Origin of the sequence: Streptomyces sp. NPDC006711, from assembly GCF_042869775.1 — a bacterium.
In the GTDB taxonomy this organism is placed as follows: domain Bacteria; phylum Actinomycetota; class Actinomycetes; order Streptomycetales; family Streptomycetaceae; genus Streptomyces.
This window is the reverse complement of record NZ_JBIAGO010000002.1, coordinates 481,516-501,500: the sequence shown is the minus strand read 5'-3', so window position 1 is coordinate 501,500 and position 19,985 is coordinate 481,516. Positions and strand designations below refer to the sequence as shown.

Annotated in this window: 13 protein-coding genes and 1 tRNA gene; 4 read left to right on the top strand and 10 right to left on the bottom strand. The window is 69.2% G+C overall.

What is annotated here, in order from left to right:
- Window positions 1-13: 13 nt before the first annotated feature.
- A complete protein-coding gene (locus tag ACFYM2_RS06205; RefSeq protein WP_388833799.1) occupies window positions 14-376 on the bottom strand; it encodes a hypothetical protein in 363 nt (120 codons plus the stop codon).
- A gap of 246 nt (window positions 377-622) precedes the next feature.
- Entirely contained in the window at window positions 623-1,969 is a 1,347-nt protein-coding gene (locus ACFYM2_RS06200) for a DUF2254 domain-containing protein (protein ID WP_358993620.1), read from the bottom strand.
- A 194-nt stretch (window positions 1,970-2,163) separates the two neighbouring features.
- Between ACFYM2_RS06200 and ACFYM2_RS06195 the strand changes: the two genes are divergently transcribed.
- Window positions 2,164-2,631, top strand: coding sequence for a hypothetical protein (locus ACFYM2_RS06195; protein ID WP_388833796.1), 468 nt, complete (start codon window positions 2,164-2,166; stop codon window positions 2,629-2,631).
- A 100-nt stretch (window positions 2,632-2,731) separates the two neighbouring features.
- A tRNA-Leu gene (locus ACFYM2_RS06190) sits at window positions 2,732-2,819 on the top strand.
- A gap of 242 nt (window positions 2,820-3,061) precedes the next feature.
- On the opposite strand, the gene ACFYM2_RS06185 is transcribed toward ACFYM2_RS06190, so the two are convergent.
- On the bottom strand, window positions 3,062-4,960 hold the full coding sequence (locus tag ACFYM2_RS06185; RefSeq protein WP_388833793.1) for a hypothetical protein: 1,899 nt from the start codon (window positions 4,958-4,960) through the stop codon (window positions 3,062-3,064).
- Window positions 4,957-5,958, bottom strand: coding sequence for a hypothetical protein (locus tag ACFYM2_RS06180; RefSeq protein ID WP_161239161.1), 1,002 nt, complete (start codon window positions 5,956-5,958; stop codon window positions 4,957-4,959). The genes ACFYM2_RS06185 and ACFYM2_RS06180 overlap by 4 nt, the downstream gene beginning before the upstream one ends.
- 21 nt (window positions 5,959-5,979) lie before the next feature.
- On the opposite strand from ACFYM2_RS06180, the gene ACFYM2_RS06175 reads away from it, so the two are divergent.
- The gene (locus tag ACFYM2_RS06175; protein ID WP_079259476.1) at window positions 5,980-6,300 is read left to right on the top strand and encodes a helix-turn-helix transcriptional regulator; all 321 of its coding nucleotides are present in this window, start codon (window positions 5,980-5,982) and stop codon (window positions 6,298-6,300) included.
- A 210-nt stretch (window positions 6,301-6,510) separates the two neighbouring features.
- Here the strand turns inward: ACFYM2_RS06175 and ACFYM2_RS06170 are convergent, their stop codons facing one another.
- Window positions 6,511-7,032 (bottom strand): hypothetical protein, encoded by a 522-nt coding sequence (locus ACFYM2_RS06170; RefSeq protein WP_388833788.1) that lies wholly within the window; start codon window positions 7,030-7,032, stop codon window positions 6,511-6,513.
- 277 nt (window positions 7,033-7,309) lie between these two features.
- On the opposite strand from ACFYM2_RS06170, the gene ACFYM2_RS06165 reads away from it, so the two are divergent.
- Window positions 7,310-8,077, top strand: a complete 768-nt coding sequence (locus ACFYM2_RS06165) for an IclR family transcriptional regulator (RefSeq protein WP_388833785.1) — start codon at window positions 7,310-7,312, stop codon at window positions 8,075-8,077.
- Between the two features lie 24 nt (window positions 8,078-8,101).
- Here ACFYM2_RS06165 and ACFYM2_RS06160 read toward each other — a convergent pair whose 3' ends face one another.
- The 5 genes from ACFYM2_RS06160 to ACFYM2_RS06140 all read right to left on the bottom strand — a co-directional run bounded on the left by ACFYM2_RS06160 (window position 8,102) and on the right by ACFYM2_RS06140 (window position 19,981).
- Window positions 8,102-8,548, bottom strand: a complete 447-nt coding sequence (locus ACFYM2_RS06160; protein WP_388833782.1) for an NUDIX domain-containing protein — start codon at window positions 8,546-8,548, stop codon at window positions 8,102-8,104.
- A gap of 316 nt (window positions 8,549-8,864) precedes the next feature.
- The gene (locus ACFYM2_RS06155) at window positions 8,865-9,563 is read right to left on the bottom strand and encodes an HNH endonuclease (RefSeq protein WP_229870725.1); all 699 of its coding nucleotides are present in this window, start codon (window positions 9,561-9,563) and stop codon (window positions 8,865-8,867) included.
- Between the two features lie 44 nt (window positions 9,564-9,607).
- Entirely contained in the window at window positions 9,608-10,984 is a 1,377-nt protein-coding gene (locus ACFYM2_RS06150) for an AAA family ATPase (protein ID WP_388833779.1), read from the bottom strand.
- 97 nt (window positions 10,985-11,081) lie between these two features.
- Complete coding sequence (locus ACFYM2_RS06145; RefSeq protein WP_388833776.1) at window positions 11,082-13,223, bottom strand: UvrD-helicase domain-containing protein; 2,142 nt, start codon at window positions 13,221-13,223, stop codon at window positions 11,082-11,084.
- Entirely contained in the window at window positions 13,223-19,981 is a 6,759-nt protein-coding gene (locus tag ACFYM2_RS06140; RefSeq protein ID WP_388833773.1) for a DEAD/DEAH box helicase, read from the bottom strand. The genes ACFYM2_RS06145 and ACFYM2_RS06140 overlap by 1 nt, the downstream gene beginning before the upstream one ends.
- Window positions 19,982-19,985 lie beyond the last annotated feature (4 nt).

Sequence of the window (19,985 nt, the reverse complement as noted above, 5' to 3'; positions counted from 1 at the left end):
CGGGGCCGATCGTTCATCCGGCCGGTGTCAGCCAGCGCCGAGCGGCCTCCACGCTGTCGCCCCCGCTGGTGTTGAACGCGATCGCGGAGCCCGGTGCGTGCCGGCGTACCAGGTTCACGATCCGCTCGAAGAACGTGAGCAGAGGTTCCGGTTTACGAATACCCCCGCCGATCACGACCACGTCCCAGGCCCGCTCGCTCAACGCGGCGACCACCGTGGGTTCGGCCGTCTCGTCCAGCGCGATGAGCGCCATGGACGCCTGGATTCCATGCGTGCCGAAACGGGCGAGTTCGTTGTCGAGGGTCGAACGGAGGGCGTCGCCGTCCATCCCGGGAACGGTGTGCGGATCGATACCGAGTACGAGTGCTGTGGGCATGCCATGGGGGACGATCTTGTGTCAGCGCCGGTTCCGGTCCTGGGGAGGCGGCGGCTGCCGGGGTAACCGTGACGTGGGCGTACGGCGTCGGAGATGCCCGGATGCCCGGAGCATGCGGCGCAGGAGATGCCCGGATGCCCGGAGCTGGACGGCAGTGAGAGCGCTCTCATCCTGGATCCGGGGCCCGGGCCGGCCGTGGCGGCTCGAATGAACGCGGACGACGCCCTGCTCACCGGCGCGCTGAGGTCACCCGATTCCCTGCCGGTCCGGTTCCAGGGCGAAGGCGCGCTCGTCTGCCTGCGGTACTGCCGACGCGACCGCTTGGACGAGGAGTTCGCGGTGGCGCAGCAGTGGCCGGCGTCGGGATGGCGGGACGATCCGGAGCAGATCGTCCAGGCCCGCCAGGATGCGACGGGTGACCTGGGGGCTGCCCACCGCGCAGAGCCGGATCTCGGCGAAGGCGAGATCGACGAGGTCGGCCCAGTCGGGTACGTCCTGGACGAGCCGGACCGTGCCCTTGCCGTCGGGATGCCCGACCGCTCCGAGCGGCCGGTCCGCGAGGGCGGTGAGCAGTTGGAGGATCCGGTCGAGGCACTGGACGGCGGTGGTGGGGTCGTTCACCGCGGCCGAGAGCGCTCTCAGGCCGATGTCGCAGAGCTGTCGGAGCCCGAACCCCAGATCCTGATGGAACGTGCGCTCCACACCGACCGACACGGTGCGGCGCAGCGCGGTTCGCGAGGGCACCTTGCTCCCGTCCGCGCCGTGCACCGATAGGAGCGGGGTTCCCGGCACCACGAAGTCGCCGATCCGGGGGAGCAGCCGCAGCACCACGCCGTGGCGGCGCGCCACCCGGACCAGGCGTGCGATGTTCACGTCCCGCAGGACCCCGGCCCGCCCCTCGTACCCGACGCGGGCGAACTCGGGGCCGGGGTCGAACCCGTCGAGGTCGCCGCGCGGCATCTTGTCCACGACGCGCAGCGCCTCGCCGGTGATCCGCTCGACGACGTACCCGGCCCGCATGAGTCGCAGCGTGGAGTTCACGTACGCGATGAAGAGGAAGAGGCTGAGCGCGACCATCATCAGCGTCAGGACGCTCTGAACGAACGGGACGGTCGTCACCAGACGCGGATCGCTTTCGCTGTCGAACGAGGTCAGCACGAGCAGCGTCAGTGTGAAGGTCGCGAGGAACACGGCGAACGTCAGCTTTGTGATGCGGGACCGTACGAAGATCCGGACCACGCGGGGCGTGAAGTGGCCGCTCGCCATTTGAACCGCCACCAGCGAAATGCTGAACACGACGCCGATGAAGGTCATCATCGCCGAGCTGACCGTGTTGATCACGGACTTGGCGTCGTTCACGATCCGGATGAGGTTGTCGACGTCGTCGAAGTCCTGGTGTTCCTGGAGCAGCCGGACGATGGCCGCGTCGGCTTCGCTCGCGGCGGCCCACACGACGAAGATCAGCACCATGGCCGCGGTCGGTGCGAACCAGTAAGTGTCGCGCAGATGCTCCCGCAACGGTGAGAGCGCTCTCGGCCGCCGGTATCCCGTGCCCTGGCCCCTGCCCGTTCCCGTGTCCTTGCCCTTGCTCACGCGGCGAGGCTAGGGCCGGCCCGCTCGGCCGAGGACGTCGCGCCGCCGTGTGGTCCCTCAGTCGTACACACATTGGTCCTCACGGCGTACGCATACGGACAACCGGGGCCCGAAGAATGGAGAGCACAGGGCGCCGCGCCGAACGGGACACGCAAGCGGCCGCTCCCTCCGCCGCCGTCCAAGGAGACAAAGACATGCCCGCCGGCCTCACCCGCACCCGGACCGTCGTCCTTGCCGTCCTGGCGATCGCGGTGACGATCGGGTTCGCCGCGGTCGTGGCCGTTCCGGCGGTGAAGGACTGGTACCAGAACCGTCACGACGAGGCCGCCTCCTACCGGTCCGGCAAGGAGGCCAAGGGGGACCGCGTCTCCGTGCCGCGCTGGCTGCCCGACGACGCGAAGCACATCGAGTACGCGATGCGGACGACCGGCGGCGACCGTCTTGTGAAGGCCACCCTCCCCGCAGCCGCGCTCCCGCCCACCTGTGAGCCCCACAAGCCGGACGCCGCCGCCCGCCCGCCGGCCATCACGGCCTCCTGGTTCCCGAAGCGGGCCGGGCAGCGCCCTCTCGCCCACTGCGGGACGTACTACGCGTATCTGGAGGGACACACGCTGTACGCGTGGCAGGTGAACGAGGACTGGGCCCCCGCGAACAGGGCCTGACCGATCGCCTGACCACGCACTATGCGGGTGAACAGCACCTCAAACCCCTGGTAGAGTTCTCTATGTCGCCGCGGGGAACACGCCGCGAGACAGACACCTTGTCCGGGTGGCGGAATGGCAGACGCGCTAGCTTGAGGTGCTAGTGCCCTTTATCGGGCGTGGGGGTTCAAGTCCCCCCTCGGACACCACCAGGGACGTTCACGAGATCGTCCCGAAGCGTTCACGAATTACCGGTCGAGTCATGTGACTCACCGGTAATTCGTCGTTTCTGGGGCCTTAAGCCTCGTGATCGGCTCGATGAGGAGGTGAGGCGGTGGCGGTCCAGGCACTGCGCCTCTCACCTGCGGAAACAGGACATGCCTGCGCGACGGCTGGTAGCCGTGGCGCAGGCATGTGGGGTTTTCAGGGGGCGGAGCGCGACGGAGGTGTGTCACTCGCGTGGCGGAGGCTCGACCTGCTCGGTCGGAAGCGGTCGCGCCAGGGGCGGGTCGGAGGGCTCACCGGGTTGGATTGCGGCGCTCTGCGTGCTGGCCTTACGGGGCTGGATGCCCTGGTCGCGGAGGAACCGTCGGATGGCTCTGAGGTTCGCCACGAAGATGATGACAGCATTGAGCAGGGTCTGTGCGACGCGTCCGTGCGGCAGGCGGAGCTGAGGATTGTCGATGCTGTCGAGGGCGGACTTCTTGAGGTTGCCGTTGCCGCCCTCGTTCTGACTGCGCAGTCCGGACCAGGCTTCCTGCCACCGAGGGGTGAACAGGGCGTATTTCTGCCGCCACTTGGCCAAGACGGTGCCCGGGACGGTGATGCTCTTCCCCCTGCAGATGTCGGGGTAGACGGCGGTGTCCCGCTTGGGCCTAGGGATGGTGGGCAGGGCTGCCGGGGTACGGACAGTGGGGGCGTCGAGGTCGACGACGGTGGATGGGCGCGGCTGGGGCCGGCGGTAGCAGGTGACCGTGGCGTGCGGCCCGAGGGCGGGGCACTGTCGACGTTGATCCCCTGCGGGCCCGTATTCCTTGATCTTGGCCTGGTAGTCCTTCCGGGATTGGATCAGGTTGAGTGCGTGGGCGCGGTCCTCGTCCGTGCGGCTGTCGATGTATGTGGCGCCCGCAGTGACGAGCGGGGTGGGCATCAGCGGGCAGTAGAACTCGCCGCCGACCAGCTGCATGCCGCGGAACTCTCCCTGCCGGTCGACCTTGTCGTCGTTGTAGTGCTTCACCGTATTGAGGCCGAGTTTCAGCAGCTGCAGATGCAGGTTGTGAGGCTTGGCCTGGGTGATGCCCCGGTCGGCGCAGAACAGGTCTTTGACCAGGCCCCGTTCGAAGGCTGGCTGGATGGCGCGCAGGGCGGCCGGGCCGGGTTCGGTGCCCGGGGTGTGGAGGATCATGCCGAGGCAGACCGCGGGGTAGGCGCCGGCGAGGTCGCCATGGCCATGGCCCGGGAACGCGGCCATCATGGCGTAGCGGAACTCTCTCTTCTCCGGCGCCTTGGCCTTCTTCTCCCGTGCCGACTTGGTCTTGCGAGGCACTGGCTTGTTTGCCGTGCCGCGCCGGGTGCCGGTGTTCGTGGAGGCCGCAGCTTTGCCGCTGGGCGACTTCTTCCGCGTTCCTCCCTTAACGTACATCCCGGCGGTGATCTCAAGCGAGGCCCGGTCCTGGTGGTAGTCCGGCTCTTTGCCCCAGACCGGAACCGGAGTGTCGTCGACCGCGATGTGGCCAGGCCACCGAGCGAAGTCGCCGCGCCGGTAGGAAGCCATCACCGGAGCGAGAATCAGATCCTGGGCGATGCCCTCCAGGTTACGCACGGTGTCCTGGTTGTCGCGGGCATTCCACTTCCGTCGGATCTGCTTGGCCTCGCTGAGAGACAGCCGCTTGCGGCGGTCGTGCGGTGCAGGGTCGAGGCGCCGGGTCATCGAGGACCAGGACCGGTAGACGCGCTTCGACGTCGCGTACTGGTGGTGCGCGACGCGGTCGACTTCTTCTCGGGTTGCGCCCTCGCGGATGTGCAGGTCGACGTCGGGGACGTCAAGGAGGGCTTTGGATCCTGGAGACAGGGCGAAGAAGAGCGTCTCCCATGCGTCGTTGATGTTCGCGCTCTTGCCCATGTACTGCGACAAGATCAGGCCGATCAGCACTGTGCGGAACGGGAAGCCCTTCGGGCCCGGCCGGTGCTCGTTGGAGGGAAGGCGTTCCAGTACTCCGCTGTGGCGCACGAGGTCGAAGACCTGCCTCACAACGCGGTCGCTGAGGGTGCGGCCGGGGGCCTGCGGTGCAGGGCGTAAAGCGAGGCCGGTACGCCGGCAAGGTTTGTCTTCCGGGTTCTTCCTGCTCATGCCGCCCCCCGCAACAGATCGGATGCCTCCGCTTCGGGCACGTCGTGGAGGAAGACGAGGTAGCGCGAGAGGCTGTGCAGGGTCCCGAGCCCCGACGCTTTGAGGATCACCTTCAGCGGAATACCTGCATTCAGCAGATCGACGAGCCAGGTCGTACGCAGCCGCTGGGTCTGCAGCACTGCACCGTCACAACGGCCGATGATCCGCGGGTACCTGGCCAGCCAGTCCGATGCGATGTGCTTGCTGGTGCGGTCCTGCCAGTCCGGCCGGAAGGCGTACGCCTCTGCCGGGATGTGGGCGGCTTCCGCCAGCAGCAGTTCCTCGTAGGCGTACCGGCATACGACAGTGCGCGGACGGCGCCCGTGCACCTTGACCAGAGCCCGGCCGGTGGGGCCCGCGAGGATGTCCCGCCCTTGAACGTACACAAGATCCTCAACGGCAAGCCCGCAACCCAGGCCGAGACAGAACAGAAGACAGGCGTTGCGCCGCTGGGCGGGGGTGGGCAGGCTCTGCGCCCAGATCAGCCAGTAGGCGATTTCTGCCGGCGGGTAGGGGGCCACTGGGGCGGCCGTGGCCTTCAGCCGGATCGGCGGATGCTGTCCGAGCTGGTCCAGCAGGAGTGCTTCGGAGGCCCGGCGCAGCTGGCTGCTGCAGGTTCGGCGGCTGTTGGCGGCCATGTCGCGGCAGCCGACGAGGATGAACCGTTCGACGGTGCTCTGGTCAAGGATCACCGAGGGTTCGAGCGGGAGGCCCTGGGCCTCGACCCAGGCGACCAGCCGTGCGAGCGGCGTCATGACCACGTCTGGGCCGTAGGGTCCCGCTGCGACGGCCATGAATCCCAGCGATCGGACGACCGGAGCGATGCGGCGCCACTGGGCGGGCGGCACCGTCTCCGCCTTCGGGGCGTAAGCCAGCAGGCGATTCGACACAGCGACCTCCAGGCGCAAGGCCCATGACAGGTGGCCGGTTAACCGGCCACTGGTGTCAGTGTCGATCACGATCTGAAGGAACGCATCTTTATGACCGGAGGCCGAGCGCGCACGGCGCCGCCATGGAGTTACGCCGTCGATCCGGAGGAGTGGCCGGATGCCCGGATCGCCGGGGAGCCCGCCGCGGCGGTGGTCCAGACGATTGCCCGCCGCCTCGCCGCCGCCCTGCGTGAGAGGCCGGAGCTCTCGCTGCGTGCACTGGCCGCCCAGAGCAACGTCGGCAGACAGACCATCGGCGATCTGCTGGCGGGCGCCACCTGGCCGGATGTGCTGACGGTCTGCCGACTGGAGCGCGCCCTGGGCCTGGCGCTCTGGCCCGGATCGAATGCGACCCAATGTGCTCATGACTGATCCCCAATTGCCTATTTGAGGTCAGTCGTGCACGCTCAAGTGTGGAATGGCTCAGACGCCCTATAGCGCCACCCGAGGGAGCGCTAGAGTGAACGTGCGCGACGGACCGGAACCCTGCTAGGAGAAGCGTCCGTTCGCGTGTTTGGCGGCCTCCCTCGACCGCTAATCGAGGGAGGCCTGCTTGTTGGGTTAGGGTCGTTCTCGGGTAGATCAAGCAGCCCGGGATGACAGCACAGCCCGGAACATTCCCGGTGCTACGTTTTCCACCTCGCCAAGTTGCTTCATGCGGTTGAGGGTTTTTCCTACGGATGAGCGGACCGTCGCGTCCGCTCCCGGGCGCACCGCCGCCGCGATATCGGTGATGGACATTGCCTCTTGAGCGGCGCACAGGAGTGTGAGGATCGCATCGCGCATGCTTCCGTTACGCGGTGGCCCCAGGGTCCGAGTGCCCATGCCCGGGCGCGCATCGTCGGACGAAGGATCCTCGTCGGCGACAGAAACTTCAGGCGGACCCTCCCGGGAAGGCTGGGCGGTTTCCGCGTCCTCGCCAGTGTCCGGCGGCTCTTCGCGGACATCGGTGGATTCGGCGCCCTGGCACATCATCGCGTACACAGCTTCCAATGTCGCCAACTCCCCGCGCAGTGAAGTGATCAGCTCCTTCACGGCATGCCGGGCCTGGCCGATGTAGACACCCTTGTCTGACGCAGGTGCGCTGGTCCGGTATCCCGCCATAGCGAACTCCTAAGGAAGCCCGCTGCCAGTGTAGGGACGGCACACTGTGGCACGCACGCAGTTCCTGTGAGGTGCTATCAAACGGTCAGCAGTGCGCTCAAGCACGGCAAGTCCGGTCGGGGTTATCGCAGGACTCGACCTGTCTTGGCGCAGAGTTGGCTCGCCGGGTCGTGCGATGCCGCACCGGAACTGTGAGACGTGCCATCACGGAATCCTGACGTGTGGATTCTGTCGAAGCTCCCGGTCTCCGGGAACGTTTGAGCGTTACGGTTCCTTCATGGTGGATGGCAAGCATCTGTCGGCGACGGAGGCCTTAGCGTCGGTGACGAAGGCCCTGGATGTTCTCGTCCTGGCGTATGACCGGGGGGAAGTCGGTGTTACCGAAACCGCCCGGGAGCTCGGTATCTCACGTTCCACTGCACACCGCATCCTGGTCACCCTGCAGCGCACGGGTTTCCTCCGCCACGATCCTGGTCAGCACGGATACTCAGCGGGGCCGGAGCTCGTACGCATGGGACTGGCCGCGATCGCCCAGCTGGACGTCCGACGACAAGCGCGCAGGCCCCTGGAGGAGCTCTCCGAGAAGCTGCACGAGACGGTGTGCCTGTACTCCCTGGATGCGGCCGTCGTCCGACTACTCGACGGAATCGAGTGCCGGCATGTCCTGCGCGTCAGCGTTCCGCTCGGACAGGAGCTCCCCGCCCACGTCACAGCGGCGGGCAAGGCCCTGCTCGCACTGCGCGACCCGGCAGATGTACGCGCGATACTGCCGGCCGCGCTCCCTGCCACGGCGGCAGGAAGCATCACTGAGTGGCCGCTGCTTGAGGTGGAGTTGGAGGAAGTTAGAGCCCGGGGATGGGCGGCAGACCTCGAGGAAAGTGCACACGACCTGCACGGCGTAGGCGTGGCCATTCGCAATCGCATCGGGGAACCGCTCGCCGCGATCTCCGTCTACGCACCCGCCGTACGTCTGCGTGAACAGGACATGCCAGCGATTGCCACGGCCCTGCAGGAGACCGCCACCACGATCGCCAGGGCAGCGTGACAGCGGGCGCCGAGGTGCCAGGACTCAAGGCCCCAATGTGATCCGCCCGTCCGGGATCCACCCCTCCAGGTATCCCGTCAACAGCACATCCACATCTGGCAGATCACACCGTGTGCACAACTCCTGCCACTGCTCAGGCCCGGCCCAGCGTGTCGCTCCCCTCCAGGACAGATGATCCGGCGGATCACCAGCTTCAGCGAGACGAAAGATGAACAGGTGCGCCTCTCGACGGCTCCGGCCTACGGGCACAGGCACCTGAGCCCAGCGGCATCCTTCAACAGTGCCCCCGCGCACCGGCATCGCGCCGACCGCATCAAGGAGTACGCGCACTGCCGCCTCACGGTAGGGCTCTGCGGCTCGGACCGATCCTGACGGGAGCACCCATCGGGGAACAGCTCCAGGCAGGTCGTCTGCCACCAGGGCAAGCCGCCCGTCCGAGCTCAGCAACGCGACGAACACCACCCGCCGCATCCTTGGAGGCGGCACGGTAGGGCACCTCGAACTTTCAGCGGCGTCCAGGAAAGCAGGCACAGTCCGATCCTGACATGCGGCCGCTTAACCGGCCATTCGTGTCCTGGGAGAAGCAGGTTTCATCTCGGAGCTCAATGCGGCGAATCTGATCTATGTCTGGGAGCAGCAAGCCGCACGGATACTTCAGGGACCGTTACCCGAGTGCAGCCTGCCACTTCGGTGATGTCACCGATCGCCGAGCTCAGCTTCACGGCGGTGTCCTCCCATTCTCTCGGGGGAAGCCCCCAGCGAGAACGTGCTTGCGCAGGTCGCTGACCTAGCAGGTGCCCAGCAGCCCGGTACGGATCACCGGATCGCGCAGCAGAGCGAGGGTATCGGACTCGTCCGTGAAGATGTCCTCGGCGCCCGGGACGACTGCTTGGTGGAACATGGCATGAACAACGTCGGCGGTGGGCTGCTCCCAGATGGTTGCTGCACAGGCTGCCACCTCCTCCAGGTCGTCCTTTTCGAAGGCAGTACGCCACTTGTTCAGCAGAAGCGGGGTGATCCGGTAAGCATTGAGCCGTCCCCGGACGAGGATTCTCCGGTTGAGGCCGAAGACCTTGATCGTGGCGGTGCCCCTATCGGTGAGATCGATGTATTCGCCGGCAGCGAGCGAGAGGTGCAGATGCGGAGCGGGATCCTCACTGCTCGGGTCGATGAGCAGGGGCGTGCCGTCGTTGGCGAGGGGGAAGAGGTCACGTTTGAGGTGGCTGTTGCACAGGGAGCACGCCAGCAGGTGGTTGTTCCAGTCGAAGGTCCGTAACGGATTGACCCGGACGGGCTCGAAGTGGTCAATGTCCGTTCCCTGGTTGTCCCCGCAGTACATGCACCGCTCCAGCCCGGGTGCCATCTCCGCGAGGGCGCTTTTCAGCACGGGGTGTATGTGCCTGCGGACGGACGTGTGCTTCCATAACTGCCCCGCTCGCGTCTTGGGTGCAGCGGCCTGCCCGATGTCACCGGTGTAGCCGGCCATGGAAGTCAGCGTCGTCTGCGGGAGTGACACCCTCGTCACTCGGATCATGAATCGTGCCCTGGACGGCGGGAGTGGAGCCCGGCTGCGATTTCGTCGACACGGGTTGCCGGTGAACTGGCCAGCTTACGTTTCAGGTGACGGTAGCGGTCCTTTTCCTCTTCGCTGGCCCGGCCTCGCACGACGTCCAGTTCCAGGGCGAGGAGCTCCTCCCGCTTCTGTTCGGCCTGGTCCGAGTAGGGGGTGTCGAGCCCGAACAGGTCCGAGAGTACGGCGTCGTCGCCGCTGCCGAAGATGATGCGGTCGTAGAGGTGCTGGGGCACGACCTCCACAGGGCTCTCCTCGTCCGGGCCCGGCAGCCGGATCAGTCCGCCCGGGTCCGCTGCCTGGCAGATGTAGGGGCTGTGCGTGGTGACGATGAACTGGATGTTCGGGAAGTGCGCCTTCAGCCAGCCGCCGATGCGCTTCTGCCAGGACACGTGCAGATGGGCGTCGATCTCGTCGATGATGACGACCCCGGAACTCGGAACGTTCGGCGTGCCGTCCGTCGTGTCCAGGATGAGTTCGCCGTATGCGTCATGGATCTGCTTGAGGATGTCCACGACCAGGGCCGCCACCGTGCGGTAGCCGTCGCTCATCTCCCGCAGCGGGAATCGATGGTTTCGGTTGACGACCCACAGGCCCTCTGAGTCGACGTTGTCGATCCGGTAGTCGTCGGGCAGCAGGTCGTCGCCCAGGATGGCCAGAGCAGCCGCCTTGAGGTCCCGGGCGCCGTCCTTGTCCTCGAATGCGCGCAGGTGCTGCTCGATGAGCCAGCTCACGCCTTCCGCCAGCGACGCGTCCTCGTGGAAGAGGCTCGTCAGCCGGGCTACCGCGCCTGAGCTGGACATCAGCCGCTGGATGTCGCTCGAGCCCCCGGCGAGCCTGCGGAAGGGACCGTACCCCGCGCAGAACCATCCCACCGGATTGTCCGCCCATGGGCCGCGCTGGGCGACGGGGCGTTCCTTCTGGTAGCCGATGGCGTTCAGCGCCGGCTGCCCGGCCCTGCTGGAACCCGGCTTGCCGGAGAGAGACGTCTGCTCAGCCGCGGTCCAGCGCAGCCCGGCCCAGATCGGCCGGACCGGACGCCGCCCCGTGGTGAACTGATCCTGCTCCGGGTCATGGACCAGGCACACCTCGGCCTTCGCCACCGTCTCGTCCCGCGAGACCCAGGTGTCGAACCCGGGGACGAGACTGCGGGCCACGGCGGGTCCGCTGATCGTCAGGGCGACCGCGCGCAGCAGGGTCGTCTTTCCCGAGCCGTTGCGGCCCGCCAGGACCGTCCAGCCGGCGTATGAGCCGTCGGGCCTGGTCAGGTCCAGGTCGACGTCGCGCGCACCGTGGAACGACCTGATGTTCCGTAGGCGAAGGTTCTTCAGGTACATGTCTCGTCCGCCCGGATCCCGTTCTGAGGTGAGAGCCGGACGACGGCCGGCTCCGTGGTGACTCTAACGCGGCGGCATTGTGTCGCGTCGCCGCAGGTCAGTGGCTACCCTCCAGGAACGGGCTGCGTGGTCCGGCCCAGGTGATGGAGAGCTGTTCACGGGCCCTGGTGGCCGCGACGAAGAGCAGCGAGCGCTCGCGCTGCAGGTCGCGGTCGTGCTGGGTACGGTCCTCGGAGATCGGGGTGACGGCGCCTGGCTGCGGCACGTGATCCGCGCCCACTCCGATGATCGCGACCGCCCGGTACTCCAGGCCCTTGATCCGGTGCATCGTCATCACGTGCACCCCGGAACCGATAGCCGGTGTCTGCCGCGGTCTCACCCTGACGGCCTTGATCCCCGCGTTGTGCAACGCCTCTACCGCCGCGTCCGCGAGCTTGTTGGTCCGGGCGGTGACGACGATCTCGTCCTCCTTCAGCCCTTCGCCCAGCCACTCCTCGACCCGTCCGGCCAGGCCCGCGAGTTCCGCGGCCGTGCTCGGGTACTCGGTCAACTCGGGCTTCGCTCCGCCGAGAACGGACCGGTAGCCACCCAGGTCCTCGGTCGCGTCGTCGAGGTCGTCGAAGCTCGCGTCGCCCAGCAGGCTCAGTGACGTTCCGAGGATCTGACGGGTCGTGCGGTAGTTCAGGGTCAGCCGCCTGGAGCGTCTCCCCCGCACGTTGATGCCGTGGGCGCTCAGCGCGGTCCGGTTGTCGTAGATCCGCTGGTGGGCGTCGCCGACGATGAAGAGGTCGTCCTCGCCGACCGGGACGAGCGCCCGCAGCAGCTTCCAGTGCGCGGCGTGCAAGTCCTGGGCCTCGTCCACGACGATGTGCCGGTACGGGCGGGTCTCGTCGCTCCAGCCCGAGGCGATCCGGGCGGCCTGCGCGGCGAGTTGGGTGACGCCGACCTCACCGGCCGCGTCCAGCCGATGCTCGAAGGCCTCGATCAGTCCCCACACCTGCGCCCGTTCCGGGCGGTTGAGGCGCCGGCCGCGACCGGCCCGGCTGGCGACGAGGTACTCGTCGCGGCTGCGCACGTCCTGGGCGAGCACGACCTGCTTCCACTCGGCCTCCAGGAAACGCGCGTCCCAGCGGTGCGGCTGCTGTTCCTCGGCCAGGTCCTCCCAGCGCCTGCGGATCTCGTCGTCGCCGAGGGATTTGGGGGTCTTCGCGCCGAAGACCTCCTTGGCGATGCCGTAGGCGACCTTGTCGATGTTGCGGACGTCCACCTTGGCGGTGAGCTGGGTGCCGCCGAGGTCCTCAAGCAGCGAGCGCAGCAGTTCGGCGAGGGTGGTGGTGTAGGTGGTGAGCAGGATCGCCTGGCCGGGCGGCAGTCGTTCGGCCAGGGCCTTGACCCGGTGCAGGGCGACGACGGTCTTGCCCGTGCCGGGGCCGCCGGTGACCCGTACCGAGCCCTTGTTGGGGGTCTTGCGCTCGGCCAGGGCGCGCTGGGCCGGGTGCAGGAAGATCCGCCAGGCCGACAGCGGCTCGGACATGATCCGGCCGAACTCGGCGACGTCGCCGGTGACGACGAAGGATTCCTTGGTGGCGGGGCGCTCGTTGGCGGCCTCGTAGTCGTCCGGGTCGATGGTGTCAGTGGTCGCGGCGACCGAACTGACGTGCTCCCAGACGTCCTCGACGGTCATACCGTCGGCGAGGCAGAGGATCACGTCCCTGGCGAGCTTGGGCAGGTGCTCCACGAAGCCGAGTATCGCGTCGATGCTGCGGATCTCCCGCAACGCCGGTACGACGGAGGGGTGCACGCCGAGCCGGTCGAAGTCGGCGTCCGAGACGTGGGCGAAGACGGACGGTTGCTCGGCGGCGGGTGCCTGGGCGGGCTGCCCGCTCAGGGTGCCGTGGAGGCTCGCGAGATTGATCAGCTCGACGCCGCCGGTGACCTTGTTGATGTCGAAGATGATGTGGGACGCGAGGGTGTAGGCGTCGTCGTGCGGCAGCACCGCGACCAGGTAGTAGATCCGGTCGGCGTAGTGCATCAGCACCGCGCGGAAGTTGTCGTTGATCCTGGCCGTGCGCACCCGCTTGTCCTCGGCGCCCTTCGGCGGCTTGAGGTTCAGACCGTTGGCGTCCGGGTCCCGCTGCATCTTCATGATGAACTGCAGGACCTGTGCCTGGACCGACCCGTCCAGCTTGTCGTAGTACTTGCCGAAGACGTCCGCCATGACGACCTGGGCCTTGGACATCACACATTCTCCAAACGCTCGGCCAACTCGGCCACATCAACTGTCCCGGCGTGTACGACGTGCCAGCCGGCCTCCGCGAACGCGGCGTCACGGTGCTCGTCCACGTCGAGGAACACCGCCACCCTGGCGTCCGGCCAGGCGAGTTCCGCCTGCTGGGCGACCCGGTCGTCGAGCTCGAAGCCGACCTCCGGGGCGCCGAAGTGACGGGTGCGGGCTTCCCGGCACAGGGCGAACAGCAGTTCCTCGGCCTGCGAGGAGGCCCACTCGACCGCCTCCGCCCAGGGTTCCGGCAGTTCGTCGGGCAGGCCCGTGGTGGTGGGCAGCGCACCCGCGAGGAGGGCGACCGTGTGCGGGTCGAGCTGCCCGGCCGTGGACATCGCGATCTGGTGGAAGGAACGCGGCAGTGCCGAGCCCCGGTCGCCCGTCAGCAGCTGCAGCAGATTGGACCACCGCAGCCAGTCGGCCCACCGTGCCCGGTGGCCCGGCTCGGCGACCGCCTCGTCGCGGTCGTCCAGCACGGTGAACGCCGACCAGGCGGACATCCCGGGCTGCCCGGTCGCGGGCTCGGCCCGCCGGTCGAGCAGCCCGATGACGCGCAGCCCGCCCAGGGTGCGGACGTCCATCGCGATGGCGTCGGCGGCGGCCGGGTTGCCGGCGACCGGCAGGGGGCCGCCCGCCAGCACGTCCGACAGCCGCTCGCCCACCGAACGCCGGTCGATCGGCTGCCGCGCCGCTCCGCCCCCGGCGAAACCGCTGATCAGCGCCGCCGCCCTGCGGGACCACGTCTCCGCGTCGGGATCGGCGAGCACCGCGAGCAGCGTCTCGATCGGGTTGCGCAGTGCCGGGTCCAGGGTGTCGTCGGGGCGTGGGCCGCCCGTCAGCATCTGGTGGATCTGCCGGGCGGTCCGCAGCGCGCCCTCCCCGAGGAGCGGTTCGGCGGGGGTGCGCACCTCGCGGTCGTCCGCGGTCCCCTCCACCGCCGCCTTCCAGGCCATGACGTCCGCGTGCGTGAACTGCCACACCTGCATGCCCTCGGCCCGCAGTGCCTCGCGCTTGGCGGCGTCGTCGGCGATCCGGTTGATGCCGGTGCTGGCGTGGAAGGCGTAGCCGTCGAGGAAGACCGCGATGCGCGTCGACGGCCCGTCGATCCGGGTCAGCAGATAGTCCGGTTCACTGGGCGCGGACGTCAGCTGCCGCACATGGTCCTGGAAGAGCCAGCGGGTGCCGCTGCCGTCCGGGCGGGTGAAGCGCAGTTCGTACTCCATGCCGCGTTCCCCGGCGCGGGGCGTCACCGATCCGGACTCCGGGCGGCGGCTGCCCCAGTCCACGAGGGTACGGACGAACTGCTTCTCCAGTTCGCTCTCGGCGAGCTGGTCGATGCGCACCCCGGACAGGGTGTCGACCTTCTCCGTGTCCCAGCCCGTGAGGATCTCGTCCAGGAGCTCCCTGGCGACCCGCAGCGACGCGAAGGGGTGTTCGTTGCTGCTGACGTGCGGCAGCAGGCAGCGGTGGCAGGGGGTGCGCAGGTTCTCCTTGCCGCAGGGGCAGTCCCGCAGGGCGGTCTGGGCGAGGGTGAGCACCCGGTGCAGCACGGTGGCGTCGGCGAGGTGCTCCAGGTAACCGGTGCCGCCCGGCATGGAGTCGTGCAGCACCAGGAAGCGGCGGCGCAGTTCCCGGGTGCCGCCCGGCATGGTCGCGGGTACGACGCGCAGGTGGTCGGGGGCGCCCCCGAAGTGCATGGTGATGCCCAGCAGCAGCGCGGCCTTGAACGACACCAGCCGGATCTGCAGTTCCATCGTGGAGACGGGCAGCAGGATCCGCAGCGCCTGCGTGGTCAGCTCGTGCGCGAGGACGAGTCGCTGCATCGACGCCGTCTCGGCGTCGATCCCGTCGTCCTTGTGGCCGCACCAGTACGCGTGCCGGGTACCGATCCGCTGGGCGGCCCGGTCCCATGCCTGGGGGTGCACACCGCGTACGGCCCCGCACTCCAGGCAGGTCTCGAAGCCGGGCACCTGGACGTCGTCGCCGGCGATCTGGTGCTCGGGACCCGCTGCGGCGGCCGGGCCGAGGTTGAGGGTGCGGATGGTGGCCACCCGGGCGAACTCCACACCGAACGGCAGCTCCCCGACCCGCTTCCAGGCACGCAGTCCCTGGGGTTGTTCCGGGTCGATGTCCACCAGCGTGATGTCGTTGAACCGGCGCCGCTCCCGCTCGTCGCGCTCGTCGGTGAGCCGTGCGTCCTCGCGGCGCTCGCGGGCGGTGACCCGTTCGGGCACGAGAACGGTGTGGAGCGCGCCGGGATCCGCGATCTGCGGCGTCAGGCAGCGCGGGCAGGCGGTGAGGTCCAGCCCGGACTCGGCGGTGGCGACGTAGCCGCACTCGGGGCACAGCCGCCACTTGGCGTAGGCGGTGTCGCCCTCACCGGCGCCCAGGTCCAGGCCGTTGACGATGTACTTGTAGCCGTCGGTGTGGAAGGTGTTGCCGGGCGCGAGTTCCAGCAGGCCCATCCGTGAGCCCCGCCCGTACTCGGTCAGCTGGTCCTGGAACTCGCCGTCGGCGTCCTTCCACCACAGCGTCGCGTCGAGCAGCGTGGCGTCGTCGTGGAGGGTGTAGTTGGGCAGTAGGCCCAGACGGACCATGGCGTTGACCGAGTTCTCGCCGACCAGGGCGTCCCTGCGCCGGTTGACCGACCTGCGCTCGGCGTAGAGCTGGCGGCGCTGCTCGTCGCGTTCGCGGTCCCCGGATGCGGTGGACAGGGCGTCGAAGGCCCGGCCGATCTGCCGGGACCGGGAGCGCAGAGCCTCCAGGCGTTTGCGCCATGCGGTGGCGGCCTGGCCGACGGTCTGCTCCAACTCCAGCTGCGCGAACTGCCGCAAACCCTGCTCGGCCTCGGCCGACATGCCGGGGAAGAGCTGGACGAAGGAGGACGCGAGTTCGGCGTGGCGGGCGTGGGCGACGTCCAGGAAGCGGCGGAACCAGCCGTCCTCGGCGAGCCCTCGGGTGAAGAGGACGCCGATGCGGTGCGGCATGGGCTCCTCGGGCATCATCGTCCCCCGCCACAGGCTGCGGTCGGCGGCCCGGTCCAGCAGGTACGCCAGGTACTGGCGGCGCAGGATCTCGGAGGCGTCGAGGTAGCAGTCCGGCGGGATGATCCGGCCCGCGAGCATCTGCTCGGGTGCGTGCAGGTAGTACTGGTTGCGGGCACCGCGCGGTACGAAGGTGACGGTGAGCGAGTTGCCGGTGCTGCGGCCGGCACGGCCGATGCGTTGCGCGTAGTTGGCGGGCGCGGGCGGCAGGGAGGCGAGCAGCACGGCGGACAGGTCGCCGATGTCGATGCCGAGTTCGAGGGTGGGCGTGCAGGTCAGTACGTTCGGGTCGAACGGCGAGGGGCGGTTCTTGAAGGCCTGCTCGACCTCCTCGCGGCGGGCCCGGCTGAGCGCGCCCGTGTGCTCGGCGGTGAGGACGTCACCGGGCCGGTCGACCGTGTAGAGACGGCGGTAGTAGTCGTCGCTGTAGTCGCGGTCGTCGGTGGTGAACGTGCCGCCGCACTGGAAGCGCAGGCAGGGCGTGCCGAGCCAGTCCTCGCGCCGGCCGGGCGGGACGGTCTGCCGCCAGGTGCAGCTGTCGCAGCGGACGCCGTGGTCGTTGACGCCCGTTCCGTCGGCCCCTGCCCCGTCCGCCCCGCTGCCGTCGTCGGGAGACGACGGGCCGGTGTCGAGGCTGTGCACCATGATGGTGCGCGGCCTGAGAGCGAAGACGGTCGAGCCGCCCTCGGCCGGGTAGGTCGCCAGCACCTCGCGCTGCGCGAGCAGCTTCATGGCCTGTTCGGCGAGAGCGCGGGCCTCGCGTCGCTCGCAGCCGAGGGTGCGGTGCCCCCAGTCGGCGAACCATGTGTTGTCGCGGGCCAGCGAGTCGAACTCGGATGTGCCGAGGCGCCCGAGGACCGGAAAGGTCGGTGCGGCCAGGCCGCGGGGGAAGGCGGGCATGCCTGTGGGCCGCCCGCCCCAGATCGGCCAGCGACGGGCGCCGGCCTGGGCGATGTACTCCTTGAGCCAGGGGTGGAACAGCGCCCCACGCAGGCGCATGCGCTCCAGCAGGCCGCGCAGGTAGACGACGTAGTCGGCGTCGTCGGTGGGGAGGGTGATCTGCCCCGGGAGGCGCTGGTGGGCTTCCCGCAGCAGAGCCGCTACGGCGGCGGCGTCGGGGAGGTGTACCTCGGCGGCGGCGGTCCGGGTCAGTTCGAGGGTACGGCCCAGGCGTGAGCGCAGCCCGAACTCCAGCAGGGTCTGGAAGACCATGCGGTCCTGCAGCATGTACGCGCCCGCGTCGCTGAACCCGTCGCCGCTGAGGAGCGTCTGGATCTCGGGGTTGTCGCGCAGGTCGGGCGGCACGATCGAGGCGAGCTTGCTCATCTCGCCCTTCTCCGCCGCCGTCACCACGGCTTCGGCGGCATCGGTGGCCAGGTCGTGCACGGCGACGGGGGCGCCCGGCTTGAGCTGCTCGGCGAGCAGCCCGCGGAAGGTGAAGCCGAAGCTGCGGTTGGCGATGAACGCGGCCCGGTGAGTGGCGTCCTGGACGGAGTCGGTGAAGACCAGCAGCTTGCGTTCGTCGTCGGTCAGGCCGCGGTCGGAGAACAGCTGGGTGGTGGTGACGGAGGCGAGGGTGGCGGTGCCCGCACCGAGAAAGCGCATGCCGTCGGTCAGGTCGCAGGAGGGGCACTTGTCGCCCGCGTTGGCGGGGACGGGCCCGGCGACGGTGATGACGGGCACGGTGTCGTTGCTCGGCACCGTACGCAGTTCGGCTTCCTCGGCGTGCAGGAAGACGGGGGTGTGCTCGCCCGGCCTGGCGCGGATCATCCAGCGGACGGCGCGGTTGCCCTGGGCGGAGGCCCGGTAGATCTCCAGCGGCTTGGTCTTGAGCTGTTGCCACTCCAGATCCGTGGAGAGCGCTGCCCAGCCGGAGCGGCCGCAGTGGCGGCAGTACACGGCGGGGAGGTGGGCGCGGTAGGCCGGGCCGACGGGGCGGACGAACGGGACGGAGCTGTCCGGGGTGAGGGCGGAAGTGCCGTCGCCGGGGGCATACGGGTCTGTGTCGGCGTCGGCGGTGCTGTCCACCTCGGCGGAGGGGTAGACGGCGAGGTTGGCCGGGTTGGGGCGGGTGTCCCCAGTGGGGCCGTCGTCGTCGAACCAGCGGAAGTGGGGCGTCGGCGTCGCGGCGCGGATCACGCGGCGCACCTCACGGACCCAGAGCTGGGCCTCGACGCGGAGGAAGGGGATGATGCGGTCGGCGATCGGGTCGTAGGCGCGGGCGGTCGAGACCAGCGCGAGGAGCCGCGCGAGGCCGGTCGCGACCAGGTCGATGTCGGTCCGGGCCGCCTCGTCCCAGGCCGCGCCGCCGCCGCGCTTCGCGAACTCGCGGGCGATCTCGGGGACGGTGACGGGAGTGTCGCCCGCGACGTCGAGGAGGGCGCGGATGAGGTTGTGCTGGCGGAGCTTCTCGCCGAGTTGGATCGGGTCGGCGAAGTCCATGCCGACGACGAGTTCGGCGAGTCGGTGGAGGGCGGACGGGTCGTCGAGGGGGTCGGGGACGGCGGCGAGGGCGGCCGGGGAGGGCACGGGGAGGAGGAAGTCGGGCTCGGCGACGAACTCGCCGGGCGTCTGGCGGTCCTCGCCGATGAGGGCGGCGTCCGGGAAGGGGGTGCCGAAGACCTTCTCGGCGAATTCGAGGAGGAGTTCGCGGTCGGACTTCTGGGGGCCGTCGGGGGTGGGGGCCGCTTCGGCGGAGGGGGTGGCGCTGGTGGCTGCGGTGTGGCCGAGGGCGCCGGTTCCCTTGGTTGCGCCTGTTCCGCCTGTTCCGCCGCCGAGGGTGGCGGAGGTGGCGACGGGGGTGATCGTGCCGAGGGGGCGGCCCGGCTCGGCCTTGCCGGTGGCCGCGCCCAGGCGGCGCAGCAGCATCGCCACATCGGTGCCCTGGGCGCCGTCGTATGTGTGGAACTCGTCCAGGACGACGTACGTCAGCCCGCCGTCCTGCCAGAGCGGGACGTCCGGGATGCGCTGGAGGAGGAGGTCCAGCATCTTGTAGTTGGTGAGCAGCAGGTCCGGCGGGTTCGCGCGGATGGCCTCGCGGTCGGTGATCAGGCGGCTGTCGGGGGACAGCTGGGCAGGGGTGATGGTGCTCGCGCCGGACTCGCGGGCGTAGGAGCCGGGAGCGTCCTCGTCCTCGTCGTCCGGGGGGCGGTTACCGGAGGCGCCGCCGATGTAGATGCCGGCGGTGACAGAAGAGAGGGCGGCGTTCTTGGCGAGAAGGTCGTCGATACGGCGGGCCTGGTCGTCGGCCAGCGCGTTCATCGGGTAGAGGAGCAGCGCCTTGACGCCCTTCACCCCGGCGGCGCGGGCGCGGGCGCAGTGATCGAGGATTGGGATGAGGAACGACTCGGTCTTTCCGGAGCCGGTGCCGGTGGTGACGATCGTCGGCTCGGGGGCGTGGCCCGACTTGCTGGACAGCCGCTGCCAGGCGGTCGCCTGGTGGGTGTAGGGGCGGAGGCTGGGCGACCAGTCCAGGGCCTTCTCCCAGCCGCGGGGCGCGTACCGGAAGGGCGTACGGACACGGAGGTACGGGCCCCGGAAGAGCCGGCTCTCCGGCCGCTCAAGGAACGCTTCGAGTTCCTCGCGGACGTCGTCGTCGGCGAGCGCGAAGCTCGTCGTCAGGTACGCGGCGAGGGCACGGCGCAGATCCTCGGCGGCCAGGGAGGGAAGCATGGCT

Excerpts from the sequence above, each read along its gene's own strand:
- ACFYM2_RS06205 (WP_388833799.1), bottom strand. The coding sequence starts at position 376 with ATGCCCACAGCACTCGTACTCGGTATCGATCCGCACACCGTTCCCGGG.
- ACFYM2_RS06195 (WP_388833796.1), top strand. The coding sequence starts at position 2,164 with ATGCCCGCCGGCCTCACCCGCACCCGGACCGTCGTCCTTGCCGTCCTG.
- ACFYM2_RS06185 (WP_388833793.1), bottom strand. The coding sequence starts at position 4,960 with ATGAGCAGGAAGAACCCGGAAGACAAACCTTGCCGGCGTACCGGCCTC.
- ACFYM2_RS06175 (WP_079259476.1), top strand. The coding sequence starts at position 5,980 with ATGACCGGAGGCCGAGCGCGCACGGCGCCGCCATGGAGTTACGCCGTC.
- ACFYM2_RS06170 (WP_388833788.1), bottom strand. The coding sequence starts at position 7,032 with ATGGCGGGATACCGGACCAGCGCACCTGCGTCAGACAAGGGTGTCTAC.
- ACFYM2_RS06165 (WP_388833785.1), top strand. The coding sequence starts at position 7,310 with ATGGTGGATGGCAAGCATCTGTCGGCGACGGAGGCCTTAGCGTCGGTG.
- ACFYM2_RS06160 (WP_388833782.1), bottom strand. The coding sequence starts at position 8,548 with ATGCGGCGGGTGGTGTTCGTCGCGTTGCTGAGCTCGGACGGGCGGCTT.
- ACFYM2_RS06155 (WP_229870725.1), bottom strand. The coding sequence starts at position 9,563 with ATGGCCGGCTACACCGGTGACATCGGGCAGGCCGCTGCACCCAAGACG.
- ACFYM2_RS06150 (WP_388833779.1), bottom strand. The coding sequence starts at position 10,984 with ATGTACCTGAAGAACCTTCGCCTACGGAACATCAGGTCGTTCCACGGT.
- ACFYM2_RS06145 (WP_388833776.1), bottom strand. The coding sequence starts at position 13,223 with ATGTCCAAGGCCCAGGTCGTCATGGCGGACGTCTTCGGCAAGTACTAC.
- ACFYM2_RS06140 (WP_388833773.1), bottom strand. The coding sequence starts at position 19,981 with ATGCTTCCCTCCCTGGCCGCCGAGGATCTGCGCCGTGCCCTCGCCGCG.